General features: G+C 69.0%; 19 protein-coding genes. 9 read left to right on the forward strand and 10 right to left on the reverse strand.

From position 1 onward, the window contains the following. Window positions 1–99: 99 nt before the first annotated feature. Both ACZ6DL_RS36015 and ACZ6DL_RS36020 read left to right on the forward strand, forming a co-directional pair. Complete coding sequence (locus tag ACZ6DL_RS36015; protein WP_040869544.1) at window positions 100–471, forward strand: hypothetical protein; 372 nt, start codon at window positions 100–102, stop codon at window positions 469–471. Between the two features lie 80 nt (window positions 472–551). After that, a complete protein-coding gene (locus ACZ6DL_RS36020) occupies window positions 552–1136 on the forward strand; it encodes an NADPH-dependent FMN reductase (protein ID WP_393240785.1) in 585 nt (194 codons plus the stop codon). Window positions 1137–1179: 43 nt separating this feature from the next. On the opposite strand, the gene ACZ6DL_RS36025 is transcribed toward ACZ6DL_RS36020, so the two are convergent. Both ACZ6DL_RS36025 and ACZ6DL_RS36030 read right to left on the reverse strand, forming a co-directional pair. Continuing rightward, window positions 1180–1494, reverse strand: a complete 315-nt coding sequence (locus ACZ6DL_RS36025) for a hypothetical protein (protein ID WP_466057988.1) — start codon at window positions 1492–1494, stop codon at window positions 1180–1182. Between the two features lie 9 nt (window positions 1495–1503). Beyond that, window positions 1504–2430: a DMT family transporter gene (locus tag ACZ6DL_RS36030; protein ID WP_466057989.1), complete on the reverse strand. Its 927-nt coding sequence runs from the start codon at window positions 2428–2430 to the stop codon at window positions 1504–1506. 64 nt (window positions 2431–2494) lie between these two features. Between ACZ6DL_RS36030 and ACZ6DL_RS36035 the strand changes: the two genes are divergently transcribed. After that, the gene (locus tag ACZ6DL_RS36035; RefSeq protein ID WP_466057991.1) at window positions 2495–3310 is read left to right on the forward strand and encodes an AraC family ligand binding domain-containing protein; all 816 of its coding nucleotides are present in this window, start codon (window positions 2495–2497) and stop codon (window positions 3308–3310) included. A gap of 7 nt (window positions 3311–3317) precedes the next feature. On the opposite strand, the gene ACZ6DL_RS36040 is transcribed toward ACZ6DL_RS36035, so the two are convergent. After that, complete coding sequence (locus ACZ6DL_RS36040) at window positions 3318–3800, reverse strand: MarR family winged helix-turn-helix transcriptional regulator (protein ID WP_466057993.1); 483 nt, start codon at window positions 3798–3800, stop codon at window positions 3318–3320. Between the two features lie 71 nt (window positions 3801–3871). On the opposite strand from ACZ6DL_RS36040, the gene ACZ6DL_RS36045 reads away from it, so the two are divergent. Then, window positions 3872–5326 (forward strand): MFS transporter, encoded by a 1455-nt coding sequence (locus ACZ6DL_RS36045; RefSeq protein WP_466057995.1) that lies wholly within the window; start codon window positions 3872–3874, stop codon window positions 5324–5326. Window positions 5327–5663: 337 nt separating this feature from the next. On the opposite strand, the gene ACZ6DL_RS36050 is transcribed toward ACZ6DL_RS36045, so the two are convergent. Further along, complete coding sequence (locus ACZ6DL_RS36050; RefSeq protein WP_466057996.1) at window positions 5664–6635, reverse strand: helix-turn-helix transcriptional regulator; 972 nt, start codon at window positions 6633–6635, stop codon at window positions 5664–5666. Window positions 6636–6723: 88 nt separating this feature from the next. Here ACZ6DL_RS36050 and ACZ6DL_RS36055 point away from each other — a divergent pair, with 88 nt between their 5' ends. After that, a complete protein-coding gene (locus ACZ6DL_RS36055) occupies window positions 6724–7365 on the forward strand; it encodes a TIGR03086 family metal-binding protein (RefSeq protein ID WP_466057997.1) in 642 nt (213 codons plus the stop codon). A gap of 255 nt (window positions 7366–7620) precedes the next feature. Here ACZ6DL_RS36055 and ACZ6DL_RS36060 read toward each other — a convergent pair whose 3' ends face one another. From ACZ6DL_RS36060 to ACZ6DL_RS36075, 4 genes are read right to left on the reverse strand one after another with little or no spacing between them, the layout of a single operon-like run. Then, the gene (locus ACZ6DL_RS36060) at window positions 7621–8595 is read right to left on the reverse strand and encodes a glycine betaine ABC transporter substrate-binding protein (RefSeq protein WP_466057999.1); all 975 of its coding nucleotides are present in this window, start codon (window positions 8593–8595) and stop codon (window positions 7621–7623) included. After that, a complete protein-coding gene (locus ACZ6DL_RS36065; RefSeq protein ID WP_466058001.1) occupies window positions 8592–9356 on the reverse strand; it encodes an ABC transporter permease in 765 nt (254 codons plus the stop codon). The genes ACZ6DL_RS36060 and ACZ6DL_RS36065 overlap by 4 nt, the downstream gene beginning before the upstream one ends. Then, the gene (locus ACZ6DL_RS36070) at window positions 9353–10552 is read right to left on the reverse strand and encodes an ABC transporter ATP-binding protein (protein ID WP_466058003.1); all 1200 of its coding nucleotides are present in this window, start codon (window positions 10550–10552) and stop codon (window positions 9353–9355) included. The genes ACZ6DL_RS36065 and ACZ6DL_RS36070 overlap by 4 nt, the downstream gene beginning before the upstream one ends. Then, complete coding sequence (locus tag ACZ6DL_RS36075) at window positions 10545–11195, reverse strand: ABC transporter permease (RefSeq protein ID WP_466058070.1); 651 nt, start codon at window positions 11193–11195, stop codon at window positions 10545–10547. The genes ACZ6DL_RS36070 and ACZ6DL_RS36075 overlap by 8 nt, the downstream gene beginning before the upstream one ends. Before the next feature lie 183 nt (window positions 11196–11378). Between ACZ6DL_RS36075 and ACZ6DL_RS36080 the strand changes: the two genes are divergently transcribed. The 3 genes from ACZ6DL_RS36080 to ACZ6DL_RS36090 all read left to right on the forward strand — a co-directional run bounded on the left by ACZ6DL_RS36080 (window position 11379) and on the right by ACZ6DL_RS36090 (window position 14244). After that, window positions 11379–11996 carry a CHAP domain-containing protein gene (locus ACZ6DL_RS36080; RefSeq protein ID WP_466058005.1) on the forward strand — a complete coding sequence of 206 codons (618 nt, stop codon included), beginning with the start codon at window positions 11379–11381 and terminating at the stop codon, window positions 11994–11996. A gap of 230 nt (window positions 11997–12226) precedes the next feature. After that, window positions 12227–13354, forward strand: a complete 1128-nt coding sequence (locus ACZ6DL_RS36085) for a hypothetical protein (RefSeq protein ID WP_466058007.1) — start codon at window positions 12227–12229, stop codon at window positions 13352–13354. 176 nt (window positions 13355–13530) lie between these two features. Continuing rightward, on the forward strand, window positions 13531–14244 hold the full coding sequence (locus tag ACZ6DL_RS36090; RefSeq protein WP_466058008.1) for a DUF1906 domain-containing protein: 714 nt from the start codon (window positions 13531–13533) through the stop codon (window positions 14242–14244). A 15-nt stretch (window positions 14245–14259) separates the two neighbouring features. Here the strand turns inward: ACZ6DL_RS36090 and ACZ6DL_RS36095 are convergent, their stop codons facing one another. Both ACZ6DL_RS36095 and ACZ6DL_RS36100 read right to left on the reverse strand, forming a co-directional pair. After that, window positions 14260–14619, reverse strand: a complete 360-nt coding sequence (locus tag ACZ6DL_RS36095; protein ID WP_062974541.1) for a hypothetical protein — start codon at window positions 14617–14619, stop codon at window positions 14260–14262. A gap of 129 nt (window positions 14620–14748) precedes the next feature. Continuing rightward, entirely contained in the window at window positions 14749–15549 is an 801-nt protein-coding gene (locus ACZ6DL_RS36100; protein ID WP_466058010.1) for an Rv1157c family protein, read from the reverse strand. A 279-nt stretch (window positions 15550–15828) separates the two neighbouring features. Here ACZ6DL_RS36100 and ACZ6DL_RS36105 point away from each other — a divergent pair, with 279 nt between their 5' ends. Then, window positions 15829–17100, forward strand: a complete 1272-nt coding sequence (locus ACZ6DL_RS36105; protein ID WP_466058012.1) for a mannosyltransferase — start codon at window positions 15829–15831, stop codon at window positions 17098–17100. The last annotated feature ends 52 nt before the right edge of the window (window positions 17101–17152 follow it).

The raw sequence follows: 17152 nt of genomic DNA on the forward strand, positions 1-17152 counted from the left end.
TTTCAAGCCTCAACCAAGGCAAACACAAATCAGCTACACCCCACCGCCCTGGGCATCCAGGGCACCAACCCCAGACACCTACAACCTTAGGGAACACTTATGTCCACTATGGATCTGGCCCTCAAAGACATGATGGTGATCGACGGCGCGATCGGCGCCGCCGTGGTCGACTACAACAGCGGTATGGCGCTGGGCATGCTCGGCAGCTCAAAGTCCCTGGATCTCCAGGTCGCGGGCGCGGGCAACACCGAGGTGGTGCGCGCCAAGATGCGGACCATGGACCAGTTGGGGCTCAAGGAGGACATCGAGGACATCCTCATCACGCTGTCCGGGCAGTACCACATCATCCGGCCGATGACCGGCCGCAAGTCCAAGGGCCTGTTCCTCTACCTGGCGCTGGACCGGGGCCGGGCGAATCTGGCGATGGCCAGGCACCGCCTGAAGGGCATCGAGGAGGACCTGGAGGTCTGATCGGTGCTCGCCGATTTGACCTGAAGCGTGGTTCAGGTCCGACGCTGTTGTGTGCAACGCACGCGTCGAAGGGAACCACCATGTCCGACCACCCGATTCAGCTCGCCGTGATCGTCGGCAGCACCCGTACGGGCCGCTTCGGCCCGACCGTCGCCACCTGGTTCGCCGAACACGCCGACCGGCGCGACGACGTCACCGTCGACGTCGTCGATCTGGCCGAAACACCCTTGCCGCAACAACTTTCCCACCATCCCGGACCCGAGGCGGCGCGGGCGCTGGCAGCGGTGGGCCCCCGGCTGGCCGCGGCGGACGCTTTCGTCGTGGTGACACCCGAGTACAACCACAGCTATCCGGCGTCGGTCAAGAACGCCATCGATTGGCACTACACCGAATGGCGGGCCAAGCCGGTGGGATTCGTCTCCTACGGCGGGATCTCCGGCGGCTTACGCGCGGTCGAGCACCTCAGGCATGTGTTCGCCGAACTGCACGCGGTCACCGTGCGCGACACGGTGAGCTTTCACGATGCGGGCAGGCGATTCGACTCCGCAGGGCAGCCGACCGATCCGGAGATGCCGGTGTCAGCCGCCGATCAACTGCTCGGCCAGCTGGTCTGGTGGGGGCGTGCACTGCGGTCGGCGCGGGCCGAACATCCCTATACCGCTTGATGTTCGACACTCCGGTTCGCTCCGCCCGGATGTGCTCGGGCAGTCAGGCGACCAACCGCAGGCTGCGCCACCGCTTCTTGCCCCACCGGCGTAACCCGGGACTGACGACCAGCACCGGCAGGAGCAGGACGAACCCGACCAGAGTCAGGTAGACCACGAGTTCGCCCACGATCTGGACGACGGTGGGCAGGGCGAAGGGAACAGTCAGCGCTCCCAAGGCAATTGCCAGCGGGTAGGCGCCCGCCTGAGCCGCGGTGGCGGCGGCGAAGGCGAGTCCGCCCGCGAGCAGCAGACCGACCAGTGCGACCAGGTAGTTGTCCCACCACGCGATGTTCGTCGCCCGATGTGGCTCTCGCATGCGGGGAGCCTAACGCCGTGATCCCGGGGAGAGAGGCGAATCGTGGGCATCCGGTGCGATCGGCGGTGGCGTGGCCGCACGAGCTTTGCCGTCACGGGTGTTGAGCCATGCCCCCGCGAACATCAATGCGGCCCCGAGGGCTTGGACGGGCGCGATGGATTCGCCGAGGAGCAGCCACGCGCAGGCCAGACCGAAGGCGGGGACGAGGAACATGGCGGAGGCAGCGGTCGCCGGGCCGACGTCGCCGACGGCGCGATAGTAGAGGACGTAGGCGAGCGCGGTCGGCAGCATGCCGAGATATGCCTGATTGAGCCAGAATTCGGCACCGAGTTCGGACCACGCCACCCCGGGCAGGCGCGGCGCGGCGACCACGCCGAGTGCCAAAGCGCCGATGGCCGTGGCGTATACGGTCACCGTGGGAGCAGGCAGCCGGGCGAGCACCGGGGCGCCGAGCATGGTGTAGCACGCCCAGCACGCGGCCGCACCGAGGAAGACGAGATCACCGAGCAGGCGATCGCCGCCGCCGGAGGGGATCCCGGCGAAGAAGACGACACCGCCGCCGACCGCGACGGCGAGCCCGAGGGCGCGGGCCGCGGTCGGCCGCGTGCGAGTCAGCACGGCCGTGACGGCGACAGTGATCACCGGCGCCGCCATCGGCACGATCACGCTGCCGTCCGCTGCGGGCGCCAGAGCCAGTGCCAGGAAGAACAGCACGTTGTAGCCGAAGACGCCGATCAGCCCGAGCACCGCCACCCGTCCCGAGTCCCGCACCGCGAGCCTGGGCAGGCGCAGAGCGGCGAGCAGGACGAGCGCGCCGAGGAAGAAGCGGATAAACCCCGCCACCTCGTGCGGCACTTCCCGGATCGCGAGTTTCGAGGACGCGAACGCGCTGCCCCACAACGCCATGACCACAACGAGCAACAGTCGGATACGCACGACCCGATCCTGCTGATGCACGGCCCCGCGGTATTGAACGCTGGTGCGCGCGCACAATGGGAGGGTGGCCGAGGGTGAGTGGGTGCGGTACCGGCGAATGCCGAACCGCCCGGTGGAGGTGATGCACGCGCACTTCGAGCGGCACGTCTATCATGCGCACAGCCACGAGACCTATTCGTTCGGATTCACCGAGTTCGGCGCGCAGAGCTTCGATTGCCGCGGCGCGGCTCGGACCAGCGCGGCGGGCATGGTGATGGCCTTCAACCCGGACGAGCCACACAACGGCCACAGCACCACCGATGCGGGCTTCACCTACTCCATCGTGCACATCGGCACCGAGCTGGTCACCGATCTGCTCTCCGATCACGCGGGGCGTCCGTCCGGGCTGCCGCTCTTCGCCGAGCCGGTGCTCCGTGATCCGGTGCTCACCTCGGCGCTACGCCGCCTCTGCGCGAGCTTGACCGGCCCGGCCACCGAACTCGCCGCCGACGAGGCGCTCGCGGCTTCGGTGGCGGCGCTGGTGCAGCGAGGGGCGCGCCGTCCGCTCGGTCGCTCGTCGCCCCAGCCGGGCGTCACGATCGCCCGCCGCGTCCGCGCCCTGCTCGACGATCGCTATCTCGACCCGCTGTCCATGGACGACCTGGTCGAGGCGTGCGGCGCCAGCCGCTTCGCGCTGTACCGTGCCTTTCGCGCGAATTACGGTCTCGCGCCAAGTGATTACCAGCGTCTGCTGCGGCTGCGCGCGGCTCGCCGGTTGATCGCGGCGGGCCGCCCGGTCGCCGAAGCGGCGATCGCGGCCGGTTTCGCCGACCAGGCGCATCTCACCCGCTGGTTCCGCCGTTGCTACGGCATCACCCCCGGCCTCTACTCCGCCGCATGACCGTTCGTCACGCGAGGTCGGGCGGGCGTGGCCACGGATTGCGCTCTTTGTCCTCGACCGACTGGTTGAAGCGTGCGATGAGCTTGCTGAGCTGATCGATGTCGGCCTCGGTCCAGTCGGCCACCACGGCGCCGATGCCCTGGCGGCTCTGCACGCGGTCGGAGGCCAGCGACTCCAGTCCTTTCGGGCTGGCGCGGATCTTGCGGGCGATGCCCCCGTCGGGGTCGGGCACCCGGTCGACCAACCCTTGCCTGAGCATCGCCGCGACCTGCCGGTTGATCGTGGAAATGTCCAACCGGAACGCTTCGGACAGCTCGCGCAGACTCAGCGGGTGGTCCAGTTCCAGCCTGGTCAAGATCAGATACGCCGAGCGGTCGAGCTGGAAGCCGGGGCGCCGTAGCAGCGCGGCGGGAAAGTGCCTGGACAGTAGCGAGAGCTCGTAGGCGAGGCGGCTCAGCGCTGCGTCGTCGCCGGGACCGGAATCGGACATGCCCCACTATGTCGCGAGGATCACGTCGATACCAAATTGTGCACCATGCACACCATATGTACCGTGCATACGTGACAGTAACCGCCGACGCGTCTTCGACCGTCTCTGATTCCAGCGACCAGCGTCCCGCGCCGGCCTTGCTCATCGCGACGCTCGGCATGGTCGGTGTCGTCGTCTCGCTCATGCAGACGCTGGTCATCCCGATCATTCCGGCACTGCCCACGCTGCTGAACACCTCGGCGTCCAACGCCTCCTGGGTCATCACGGCCACGCTGCTGGCGGGCGCGGTGGCGACGCCGATCAGCGGCCGTCTCGGCGACATGTTCGGCAAGCGCCGCATCCTGTTCGCCAATCTGCTTCTGCTGGTTGCCGGTTCGGTGGTCTGCGCGTCGTTCTCCACGTTGCTGCCCGAGATCGTCGGCCGCTCGCTGCAAGGCGCGGCGGTCGGTGCCATTCCGCTGGGCATCAGCATCATGCGGGACGAATTGCCCGCCGAGCGGGTAGGTTCCGCGATGGCGATCATGAGCGCCACGCTCGGCGTCGGCGGCGCGATCGGCCTGCCGGTCGCGGCGGCCATCGCGCAGAACGCGGACTGGCACGTGCTGTTCTGGACTTCCGCCGCGCTCGGCGTCGTCTGCGCCGCCTTGGTTTTCGTATTGGTGCCGGAGTCGCCGGTGCGCACACCCGCCCGATTCGACTTCGGCGGTGCGATCGGGTTGTCGGCGGCACTGCTCGCGCTGCTCATCGCGATCACCAAAGGCGCGGACTGGGGTTGGGCCAGCGCCCCGATCCTGATCCTGTTCGCGGTATCTCTGGTGGTGTTCCTGGGCTGGGGCGCTTTCGAACTGCGGCAGCGTTCACCGCTGGTGGACCTGCGGGTCTCGGCGCGGCCGCGGGTGCTGTTCACCAACGCGGCCTCGATCGCCGTCGGCTTCGCGCTCTACGGCATGTCGCTGACCTTCCCGCAGCTGCTGATGGCGCCGGAGCAGACCGGATACGGCTTCGGGCTGTCCATGATCAGCGCCGGGTTGGCGCTGGCGCCGACCGGATTCGTGATGATGCTGCTGTCGCCGGTGTCGGCGCGGCTGTCGGCGAGCCGCGGCCCCAAGGTCACTCTCGCGCTCGGATCGGCGGTGATCGCGGTCGGGTACCTGTGCGCGGTGGTGTTGATGAACAGCGTCTGGGAGATCATGCTCGCCGCGGTGATCGTCGCGGGCGGCGTCGGCCTGGCGTACGCGGCGATGCCCGCGCTGATCATGGGCGCGGTGCCGATCACCGAGACCGCGGCGGCCAACGGCCTGAACTCGCTGATGCGCTCGATCGGCACCTCGACCTCCGCGGCGGTGATGAGCGTGGTGCTGGCACACATGACCATGCAGCTGGGCCCGCACCTGCTGCCCTCGCGCGACGGGTTCCACACCACCTTCCTCATCGCGATGGTGGCGGCGCTGGTCGCGATCGGCCTGACCGCGTTGATCCCGATGCGGAAGACCGCCGACGCGGCTACCACCATCGGGCATTCCTGACGACTGTCGTTCCGGGGTACCGATCCCGGGTTCAGCCGGGTCGGTACCCGGGTTCGTGACCACGGGTCCCAGCGGGAGCGGCTGCGCGCCAGTGGCGACTCCGGCAGTGATCGTTCCCGCAGGCTGCTGTTGGGGCACCGGTACGGCCCCCGGCTCACCTGCCGACGGCTTCGTTCGTGCTTGTGAGGGGTTCTCCCCACTTCCTCGGTGAGCGAGTTGGATTGGCGCGTGCGCGAATCCTCGTGTGCCGTGTGCCGTGTGCCGTGTGCCGTGTGCCGTGTGCCGTGTGCCGTGTGCCGCGGCAGCGCTGGCCGGTCGAGTGCCGATCAGTTCGAATTCAGGATTCGGCGACGGACTCGGTGTACCGGCGGCCGAGAGTACGGACGTGGGCGACCAGCTCCGGCGGCCCGTCGACGCGGAAATCCATCATCAGCATGGACAGGTAGATCGCGATGGTCTCCAGCGCGTCCGCGCCGGTGTAGAGCACACAGGTGTCCGCGTCCACGGCCTCGACCACGCCGACGGCGGGATTGATGCGGGCGATGACCGTCTCGGCGGGCGCGAGCACGGTGACCCGTGCCCGCACCTTCCATCCGGTTGTCGCGACGTGCCGCATGACGAAGGCGACCAGATCGTCATCCGGAAGCGAGCGTGCGGCGAAGCGGCGGGAACCGCCCTCGGCGTGGCTGATCCGGGCCACCGGGATCGCGCGCCACGTGTGGTCTTCCAGGCTGTAGGCGACCAGATACCAGCGGCGCTGCCAGTTGATCAGCCGGTACGGCTCCACCTCGATAGACGCTTCGGTCCCGGCTTCGGCGATCCGGACCGTCGCGCCGTCGCGGATGGCCCCGGCCAGGGTGGTGAGCACGGCGGCGGGTACCGGCGCGTCCGGCTCGCGCGATCCGGTCGTGGCCGGGCCGATCGCCGTCGCGTCACGCAACGCGGAGACCTTGCGCTGCAAGCGTTTCGGCAGGATTTGATCCAGTTTGCCCAGTGCTTTGGTGACGTGCTCGGCGATGTCCGCGATGCCGGTGGAGCCGTCCTCGGCGAGTCCGACCGCGACCGCGACGGCCACCGCTTCGTCGTCGTCCAGCAGCAGAGGCGGCATGGTCGCGCCGCGGCCGAGCCGGTAGCCGCCGATGGCGCCGCGTTCGGCGTGCACCGGGTAGCCCAGCTCGCGCAGGCGCTGGATGTCGTGCCGCAGGGTGCGATCGGTGACGCCGAGACGCTCGGCCAGTTCGCGTCCGGTGTGCGCGCGGTCCTGGAGCAACGCGAGCAACCGCAGCAGTCGCGGAGTGGTCGAGGCCACTTTTTCCTCCCGGGACGATTAGGAAGGAAAGTAGCCTAATGCCCGCATAGGCTTGTGTCAGCACCGAAAACGACCGAAGGGCTCCGACATGAACGCCACCACCACCGTCGCCGCGACTCTGCGCCCCGTCTGGCGCGGCGTGCTCGCCGATTCCTACCGCGCACTGGAGAGCGTCGTCGCGGGTGTGCAGGCGGATCAGTGGCATCTGCCGACCCCGTGCTCGGAATGGGATGTGACGCAGGTCGTCCAGCACGCCGCCGGTGACCAGCTGGCGTTCGCCGAGTTCCTCGGCATCGGCGACGGTCCGGCCTACAACCCGTTCGAGCCGTCCGGCGCGGTCGACGGTGTCCCCGCGGAGTTGGTGCGTGGGGCGATCGAGCAGACCGCCCTCGCCTGGAGCACCGTGGACGACGCCACCGAGACGGTGCCGACGCCGCTGCCGCACGGCGCGCTCGCCACTCCGGTGGCCGCGGTGATGTGCGCGCTGGACGCCGCGGTCCACGCCTGGGACATCGCGATCGCGACCGGCCAGGCGTCGCCGTTGACCGATGAGCTCGCCACCCACCTGCTCGCCGCCGCCCGGGCCGGTCACCCGGCGCCCGGCAGCGGCGAGACGGCGGAGATCGTCGAACCGCTGCGCCAGTGGGGGGCCTACGCCGCGATCGTCGACGGTATGTCCGGCGACGCCGTCGGTGATCTGCTGCGGTACCTGGGGCGCGAGCCGCGCTGAGCGTTGCGGCGGCTCCGGCCGGGCCCGCTGCCATGCGCTGACAGTGGCCACCGGCTCGGCCGGACCTGACCTGACCTTCGACTTTCGCATCGCGCGAGCACGGGTCATCGTGGCCGATCCGGACAGCTTGTTCGGGTCGGCGGCGATGGGCCGACCGGCACATCGGGTGGTGGGCCCGCGACCTGCGGCTGTCCGGTGGGACGGATGAGGCGACCGACCGCGACGGAATCGGCGCACGCCCGGTGACTCACGGCTTCAACGTGCGGTGACGAACCCCTCGGCGACCATCCAGTCCCTGGCCACCTCCGCGGGTTCGCGCCCGTCCACGTCGACCTGACGGTTGAGTTCGGTGATGGTCTCGTTGGTGAGGCGCTGCGAGATCGGCGTCATGATCTCGGCCACCTCCGGATGCTCGTCGGCGAAACTCTCGCGCATCACCAGCGCGGCGTTGTACTTCGGGAAGAACCCGCGATCGTCCTGGAGCAGGACCAGATTCAATGCCGGGATGCGCCCGTCGGTGGCGGCGACCGAGCCGAAACGGCACTGTCTGCCGTCTGCGGTCGCCTGGTAGACCACCGCGTCCTGCACGATCTGCTTGCGCACCTTGCCCGCGTCGATCTCGTACTTGCGGACGAGGCCGGGGAATCCGTCCTGGCGGACGTTGAATTCGGTGCCGACGCAGATGGCCGCGGCGGCCGGATCGGCGGCGGCCAGCGCGGCGTAGTCCGACAGCGTGCGCACGCCGGTCTCCTGCGCGGTCCGCGCGCTCATGACCAGCGCGTAGGTGTTGTTCATCGGCGCCATCGCGGTCCACACCATGCCGTGCTCGGCGAGGTCGGCGTCTCGCACCGCCTCGAACTGGCCGATCTCGTCGGGCACCGGCTTCTCGTTGCCGAGGTAATTGATCCAGCCGGTGCCGGTGTATTCGTAGGCGATGTCGATCTGCCCGTGCAGCTGGGCGTCGCGCACGCTGTTGGAGCCCTGGATGTTGGTCAGGTCGCGGACCTCGGCGCCGGCCGCGGTCAGGGCGAACTCGATGAGATATCCGAGGATGTTCTGTTCGGTGAAATCTTTGGAGCCCACCGTGACCGGCACACCGTCCAGTGCGGGGATCGGGCGGATGCTGCCCGGCCCCACCCGCAGCGGCACCGCGCCGCCGGATTGCAGCCCGCAGGCGGCCACCAGCGCCAACCCCAGCCCCAGAGCGAGCGCGCGCCACACCCGCGTCATTTCAGCCCCCTGGGCCCGAGGAATTCTTCGGCGAGCGCGCCGAACCAATCCACCAGCAGGGCCAGCGCCACCGCGAGCACCGCGCCGACCACCAGGGTGACGTTGTCGCGCAGTTTGTAGCCGGTGTCGATCAGAATGCCCAGCCCGCCCGCGCTCACCAGGAACGACAGCGTCGCGGTGCCGACGGCGAGCACCAGCGAGGTGCGCAACCCGGCCAGGATGTAGGGCACCGCGAGCGGGAATTCGATGCGGCGCAACACCGTCACGGCCGACATCCCCTGACCGCGGCCCGCATCGATGAGCGTCCGGTCCACCTGCTGGTAGCCCAGGATGGTGTTGCGCAGCACCGGAAGCAGCGAGTAGAACGCGATCGGCGCCACGCCGATCCAGAAGCCGGTGGTCCGGGTGGCCAGATAGAACAGCACGATCAGCCCGATGGCAGGAGCGGCCGCGCCGATGTTCGCGATGCCCACGAAGAGCGGTGTGAGGCGCCGGAATCCCGGTCTCGTGAGCAGGGTGCCCAGCGGGACGGCAACCGCGAGCACGATCAGCACCACGGTCCCGGTGATCAGCACGTGCTGCCAGGTGACGGTCGCGACGTTGCCCGCGTTCAGGCTCGCTCGCTGCGTGACGGTGAGCTCGCGGGCGAACGCCCACACCAGCACGCCGGCGGTGAGCACGAGCACGAGCACGGGCTGTACGAGCAAACGGATGCGCTCCGCCCTGCGCTGGGCGGCGGGTGACGCGATGGCGGTGGTCATGGCGCCCCGTCCCGCGCGGCGCCGTCCGCTCCGTGTTCGGCGCGCAGGGCCGACAGGTGGCCGATCAGCGTGTCGATGGTGATCAGGCCGACGTACTCGCCGCGCGGTCCGGTCACCACAGCGGTCGCGTTCTGCTGCGTCAGCAGGGCTTCCAGCGCGTCCTGCAGCGTCGATTTCAGCGACAGTGTCTCCGGCACCGGTGATCCGAGGCCGCGCAGCGAGGCGGCGTGCGCCAGGTGCTCGGCCGAGACCCAGCGGAGTGGACGGCCCTGACCGTCCAGCACCAGTGCCAACGGCCGGTCCCGGTCCGCGAGCGCGGCGCGCAGCGTGCCGGCCGGGTCCTCCTCGGCGGCGGTGGGGCAATCGCCGAGTTCGACGTCCCCGACCCGGGTCAAGGTGAGCTGTTTGAGCGAGGCGTCCGCGCCGACGAAGCCGGCGACCGTCTCGTCGGCGGGGTCGGCCAGGATCGCCGCGGGCGTGTCGTATTGCAGGATCCGGGACTTTTCGCCGAGTACGGCGATGCGATCGCCGAGCTTGACCGCCTCGGTGAAATCGTGGGTGACGAAGACGATCGTCTTGCCGAGTTCGCCCTGCAGGCGCAGCAGCTCGTTCTGCAGCGAGCCCCGGGTGATCGGATCGACCGCGCCGAACGGCTCGTCCATCAGCAGCACGGGCGGGTCGGCCGCCAGCGCCCTGGCCACACCGACGCGCTGCTGCTGGCCGCCGGACAACCGGCGGGGATAGCGGTCGCGGAAGGCCTCCGGGTCGAGGCCGACCAGTTCCAGCATCTCGTCGACCCGTGCCGCGATGCGCCGCCGGTCCCAGCCGATCAGGCCCGGCACGGTCGCGACGTTCTTCGCGACGGTCAGGTGCGGGAACAATCCCGCCTGCTGGATCGAATAGCCGATGCCGCGGCGCAATCGGTCGGGATGGATCGTGGCCGCGTCGCGCCCATCGATCGTGATGGTCCCCGAGGTGGGCTCGATCAACCGGTTGATCATCCGCATGGTGGTGGTCTTGCCGCAGCCGGACGGTCCCACCAGGACCACGATCTCACCGGCCGGGATGGTGAGCGAGACGCTGTCCACGGCCGGATCACGCTGTCCCGGATAGTGTTTGGTCACCGAATGCAGCACGATCTCGACGCCGGAGACGACGGATCTCGCGGAGCCGTCGCGGGTTTCGGTCTCAGTCACGGATTCCCCTCGAGGTGGTGAGCCGTCCGATCAGGACGTAGATCGCGTCGAGTACGAGTGCGAGCACGACGACGAGGAGCGTGCCGACCAGGGCCTGCGGCACCGCGTTCGGGCTGCCGAGGCGCGCGAGACCGGAGAAGATCAGGTTGCCGAGCCCGGGACCCTTGGCGTACGCGGCGAGGGCGAGAATTCCCATGATCAGTTGCGTGCTCACCCGCATTCCGGCCAGGATCGCAGGCCAGGCCAGCGGCAATTCGATCCGGGCGAGCACCAGGAGCCGGTTCATCCCGACCCCGCGGGCCGCATCGGTCACGGCCGGGTCCACCGAGGCGAGCCCGATGATGGTGTTGCGCAGAATCGGCAGCAGTGCGTACACCACGAGCGCGGTGATCGTCGGCGCGACACCCAGGCCGAGGATCGGGATCAGCAGGCCCAGCAGCGCGAACGACGGAACGGTGAGCACCGCGCCCGCCAGCGCGGAGGCGATCGAGGAGCCGAACGGGCTGCGGTAGACCAGCACCCCGATCAGCACCGAGACCGCCGTGGCCAGCAGCACCGATTGCACCACGGCCGAGACGTGCAGGTAGGAGTCGACCAGCAACTGATGCCGCCGGTGCACGATGAATGTCCACAGCGTGTCCAGGGCTGTACCTCCCCATCGGCCGGCCTCTCGGGAGACTAGCGCGGTTTCGTCGGTGCCGCACGCGATTTCGGCTCGTACGGGGTTGCCTCCGGCTCGGTCACCGAAAACCGGACGGATGGCGCCGGGAACCGTCGCGCGCCCTCGCGCGTCGAATTCCATAGGCTCGACAACAGCATCACACAAATGAACGGGGGAGCGATGGCACAGCGGCCAGGATGGCGATCAGGGCGGTGGATCGCGCTCGCGGTGGTGGTACTCGGTGTAGTCGGCGCCGGGATCACCGGGGCCCTCTGGTGGCAGGACCGCGCCGACCGCCGAGCGGTCGTGGGCGAGCGTCTCACCGAGTTCCCCACGCTGGACCGTTCGGCGCTCGACGCCACCCAGGCCGGAATAGTCGCGGTCGCCGAGCGCGAGTTCGCCGATCCGGGCGCGGGCACGAAATACGCGGAAGGCGTCGAGGAGGCGTGGTGCGCCGATTTCGTCAGCTGGGTGCTGCGCGAGGCCGGTGTGGCGCTGGCCAACCCCAATTCGGGCTCCTGGCGGATTCCGGGTGTCTACACGTTGCAGGAGTACTACGAGAGCGTCGGCCGGTTCGTCCCGATCGGCTCGGACTATCGACCGCGGACCGGTGACGTGCTGTTGTACCGGGAGTCCAGTCCGTTCGGGCAACACACGAACATCGTGCTGCGGGCCGATGGCGGGCAGGTGACCACGATCGGTGGCAACGAGTACGGCGGGATCCGGATCCACCGCTTCACGCTGGACGACGTGACGGGAGTGGTCGGTCTCGGGCGATTGTGAAGATCACTCCCGCGGAGCGGAATCTGTCCGATATGCGGGTGAAACGGCGGGCCGGATGGTCCTACGATGGAGACGGCGGCGCCCGGCAGCGCCGCCGCCGGTCCCCGCCCTGCTTCCCCCTCATCGGCAGGACGGGGATCCCGGGCTGACCAGTGCGTTCCGGGGCGGGACAAGATCGGTCGCGTACCGTGTCGGGTGTCCATCGAGAGCTGAGGGTTCCGGAACTACTGATGCATCCGACCGACGAATCGAGTAGTGCGCCTGCCTGGATCGACTACGCCGAGTTCGGCGAGCGTTTCGTCACGCACGCCGTGAACGCCGCTCGCATCGAGTCCGCCATCTCCGGTATGACGGGCCGCGGCTTGACCATCGGCCCGGTCTCGATCGGTCCGGCCGGACTCGCGGGTTTCGTCGCCGAGGGCAAGGTCGGTGCCCCGCGCGTCCTGCACAGCGGTCCCTCGGTGACCTTCGCCGTGACCGTCCCGGTGTCGCTCACGCTCAAAGTGCTGCTCGGCGGCCGGAAACTGCGGCTGGAGGCCAGGGTCGAGATCGATCTGACGCTGCACGCCCGCACCGCCGAGCCCGTCCTCATCGTCATCGACATTCCGCCGATCACCCAGCGTGACATCAGCTTCGTCCTGCGCGCCCAAGCGGTGGAGTCGGCATGGGAATGGCTGCTCGACCCCATCGCGGGGGTGGTGCAGCGGGAGGTCGCGTCCCGGGTGAACGCCATGCTGGCCGATCCGCAGACCCGCCGGAACCTGGTGTTCGACGTCGAGGCCATGGTCGCGGGCAAACGCTCGCCGCACCGGGACCGGATCGGGTTCGACTGGATCGGTTACGACGAGTTCGGGCATCGGTTCTTCTCCCGCATCGTGACGCGCGAACGGGTGTCCGACGTGGTCGAACGGTTGGCGGGCAGGCCGATCGAAGTCGGGCCGCTGCGGGCGGGGCCGCGCGCCAGTGCCGTCGTGACCGTCCGGGGAGCGGTCCGCATACCGCGGCTGGCGGACCGGTCGGCGGATCCGGTCGCGTTCGACCTGACGCTGCCGGTAAGCCTGGACATCACGGTGGACGTGCTGAAAGCAAATCGCTATCGCGCCGACGTCGAGGTGCCGTTGGCGCTCACCGCCCGCGCCGCCGACCCCTTGCGCGTGGTGATCGACGTGCCGCCGCCGGACCCCGCCGACATCCGGATGGAGTTCGCCGCGCAAGGTGCGCGGGCGGCGGCCCTCGGTGCGCTCGCCGGGATAAGGAAACAGGTCGTCGCACAGGTGGCGGCGGTGATCCGCAGAGAACTGGCCGATCCCGCGATGCGCACCATCGACGTGGCCGCGCGGATCGACGGCATCGCCTGACGCGGTCACCTGCGGCCAGTGTGGCGAATGTGAAACGTGTTTCTCCTGGGTCTAGCGGTTCTAATGTGAATGTGGTGAAATGAGTTCACGTTCGAGGCTCCCGGCGCACGGTGATTTGGGGAAGGTGCGCCGGGCACGCTGCTCTTCCAGGTCGGGATTGCGCGAAGGAGTCGACGATGCGTTCCATTCCGGTATCCCGGCGTGATCTGTTCGCCTACGCGGCCGCGGCGGCCGTGGTCGGCGTCACCGCGGCGGCAGCTCCCGCCGCTGCACGGCCCTCGCTCGGCACCCTGATCGATTACGCGGGCGGCGTCCCCTCGGCCGCCGCCATCCGCGACGCCGGCCATGTCGGCGTGATCCGTTACGTGTCCGACCGCAGGCCGGGCGCGGAGTGGATGGCGGGAAAACCGCTGCGCTCCGCCGAAGTCGATGATCTCAAAGCGGCCGGTCTGCAGATCGTCTCGTGCTATCAGTTCGGCAAGGGCCCGACCGCGGACTGGCGCGGCGGGCTGGAGGCGGGCAAGCGGCACGCCGAGCGCGGGCTCGCGTTGCACCGCGCCGCCGGTGGTCCGGACAACGTGCCCATCTACGCGTCCATCGACGACAACCCCTCCGCGGTCGACTTCGCCACCATGATCGCGCCGTACCTGCTGGGCTGGCAGGCCGTGCTCGGCAAGGAGAACACCGGCGTCTACGCGAACACCCCGACCATCGAGCTGGCCCGCACCGCGGGATTGGGCGCCTGGTATTGGCAGCACAACTGGGGCACACCCAAAGGCTTCGTGCACCCGGCCGCCCACCTGCACCAGTTCGAGATCGACAAGCAGTCCATCGACGGGGTGGGGATCGACGTGAACAACGTGCTCACACCCGAGTACGGGCAGTGGTGAAGCGACCGAGCGCCGCTACGTCTGGCAGTGGCTTATCGGGGTGACGCGCAGGTCGGGTTCGTCGTCCGGGACGACGCGCAGGGTGGGGCGGCTGTCCGGGGCTTCGTGGTTGCCGAGCCAGGAGAACAGCGACCACCGGGACAGGCCGGAGAACGCGGAACCGAGGCTGGCGAACGAGAACGAGGAGATCGCCGACCCGACCGAGCCCACCGACCCGATCGACAGCACCGAACCCACGCTGCCGATGGACAGGACCGAGTAGGCCGACCCGATGGACAAGATCGACCCCTCCGAGCGGAAAGACAGGATCGAGCGATGCGAGCGTCTGCTGCGGATCGAATGTGCCGTGCGTATCGAATGATCGATGGTCGCCATACTTAGCGGTCTACCACAGTCCGGACGGCTCGTGGGGCGGCGCGGCGGATCCGTTCGAGGTTGTCGCGGGCTTCCCCGGAACGACCGCGGGCGGCGACCCCGATGGAGTCGCCGCCCTCGATCGAAAGCTCAGCCTACGGTGAAGAATCCGAGCGTCGGCAGGAACGAGCAGGTCCGCGCCTCGTCGTCACCGGACTTGGTGGTCAGCGAGCCGGAGACGACCGCGACGACGCGGCCGAAACCCGTGTCGGCGATCGCCGACAGCGTCGCGGGGCCGTCCGGGTTGATCTTGGCCTCGTCGGTCAGCGGCAGGACGCCGGACTGACGGGTGTCCAGGTTGAGCCACTGCACCGTCATCGGCGGATTCTGCACCGGCGTCGGCGACTTGGTGCCGAGCGCGGTGAAGACGAACCCGGTCTGACCGGCGCTCGGGCCGGGCGGCGGCAGCGTGGCCGGGCCGGGGACGGCCAGGGCGGTGCCTACCGAGTCGGCGCTCGGGCCGATGCAGCCCTTGCCGATGGTCGGGTACAGGAACTGCGCGATCGCCGGGCCGTCCTGCGGCACCTCGGGACCGCCGCCGCCACTGCCGTCCAGGAAGGTGATGATCCGTTCCAGTGTCGACTTGATCTGCGGCGGCAGGTTCAAGGTGGCCAGCAGCTTGCGTGCCTGATCCAGGATGGCCGACTGTGGGCCGGCGATCCCGCCGGGGCCGGCGATATCCGCCGGGCCCGCGACGGCGCCGACGATTGCTGGGGCGAGCGCGGCCAGCGCATCCACCGGAACACCTTCGGGAACCATGGGAACGCTGTTCGTGAGCGCCGCCGGGGCGGTCGCAGGGGCCGCGATTGCTGTCGTCGGCGCGGCGAGCGTGGCGCTCGCCGCGATGGCGAGCGCGGACAATGCGATCCGCGATCCTCGGGTGCGAAGCACTGGTCTGGCCGTCCTTACCTCGGGTACATCTGGGTTCGATTGCTAAAAGCCATCGTTTCGGGGGTCACTCTAGGGACATTGCGGCTATGTGTACAGCCGCGGCGTCCGGAAGGCGCCGTGGACGATCAGTGTTAGCAGAACATACCGCGCCCTGATGTTACTGGTGTGAAAGTTGATGCAAATGTTACCGGTGGTTCGAGGGTGGAACCGACCGGAAGCGCGCTGCGGTTAATCTAATCGGTGCCGTCCGCGCTGTCGCCAGAACATCCAAGTCAGGGCGTGCCGAACCGACGCACCGCACTCGAGCCGAAAGCCAGCGATTTGAATCGTCACCTCCGATGGGCTTTGTCGGTGCTGGGCCTGTCCGTGCTGGCCCGGTTGCTCTGGATGCTGCTGTCTCCGAACGGGATGAACCTCGTCGATCTGCACGTCTACGTCGGTGGGTCGGCCGCGCTGCTGACCGATCAGCTCTACGACTTCACCTACGCGGAGAAGACCCCGGACTTCCCGTTGCCGTTCACCTATCCGCCGTTCGCGGCGCTGGTGTTCTTCCCGCTGCACTATCTGCCGTTCACCGTGGTCGCTGTGGCCTGGCTGCTGGCCATCGCCGCGGCGCTGTACGCGGTGGTGCACATCAGTCTCGAGCTGATCTTCGGTGCGCAGCGGCTGCGGACGCCGCAGTGGCAGGCCGCGACCGTCGGCTGGACCGCGCTGGGGCTGTGGCTGGAACCGGTCCGAACCACGATGGACTACGGCCAGGTCAATGTCTTCCTGGTGCTGGGCGGGATGCTCGCGGTGCGCAGTTCGCGGTGGTGGATCTCCGGCGGACTGGTCGGCATCGTCGCGGGCATCAAGTTGACGCCCGCGATCACCGGCCTCTACTTCGTCGCGCGCGGGCGCTGGGCAACCGTGGTGTGGTCGGCGGTGGTCTTCGGCGCGACGGTCGGGCTGAGCTTCCTGATCGCACCGGCCGAGGCGCGCCGGTACTTCGGCACGCTGCTCGGGGACGCCGACCGCATCGGCCCGGTGGGGTCGGTGTGGAATCAGTCGTTGCGCGGCACACTCAGCCGGATCCTCGGCTACGACGTGGAGTCCGGCCCGTGGTGGATCGCGGCCGTGCTCGTGGTCGCGGTGCTGGCATTGCTGGCTTGGCGCGCGCTCGGCCGCGACGACCGGCTCGGCACGCTGATCGTGGTGCAGCTGTTCGGGCTGATGGTCTCGCCGATCTCCTGGTCGCATCACTGGGTGTGGCTGCTGCCCGCGGTGCTCTGGCTGGTCTACGGGCCGCTGCGTCGGGCGCCCGGCGCGCGGATCCTGGCGGGGTACTGGCTGGTGACGATGTTGGTCGGGGTGCCGTGGGTGCTGTCGTTCTTCCAGGATTCGATCTGGACCATCTCGCGCCCGGGGGTGCTCGCCTGGCTCGGCGCGGTCGACGTCCTCGGTGTCGTGGTGTTCTACCTCTGGGTCATCCGCTTCGGGCCCCGGTATGCCGAATCGGGCGCGGATAGGGAAACGCGCGTGACAACCGAGGGCACCGCGCGGACTACGTAGGCGCCACCGCGCGGTAGCGGTTCGGGCAAGGCCCATCCTCAACGCGACGATG

This window comes from Nocardia sp. NPDC041819 (genome assembly GCF_055590505.1).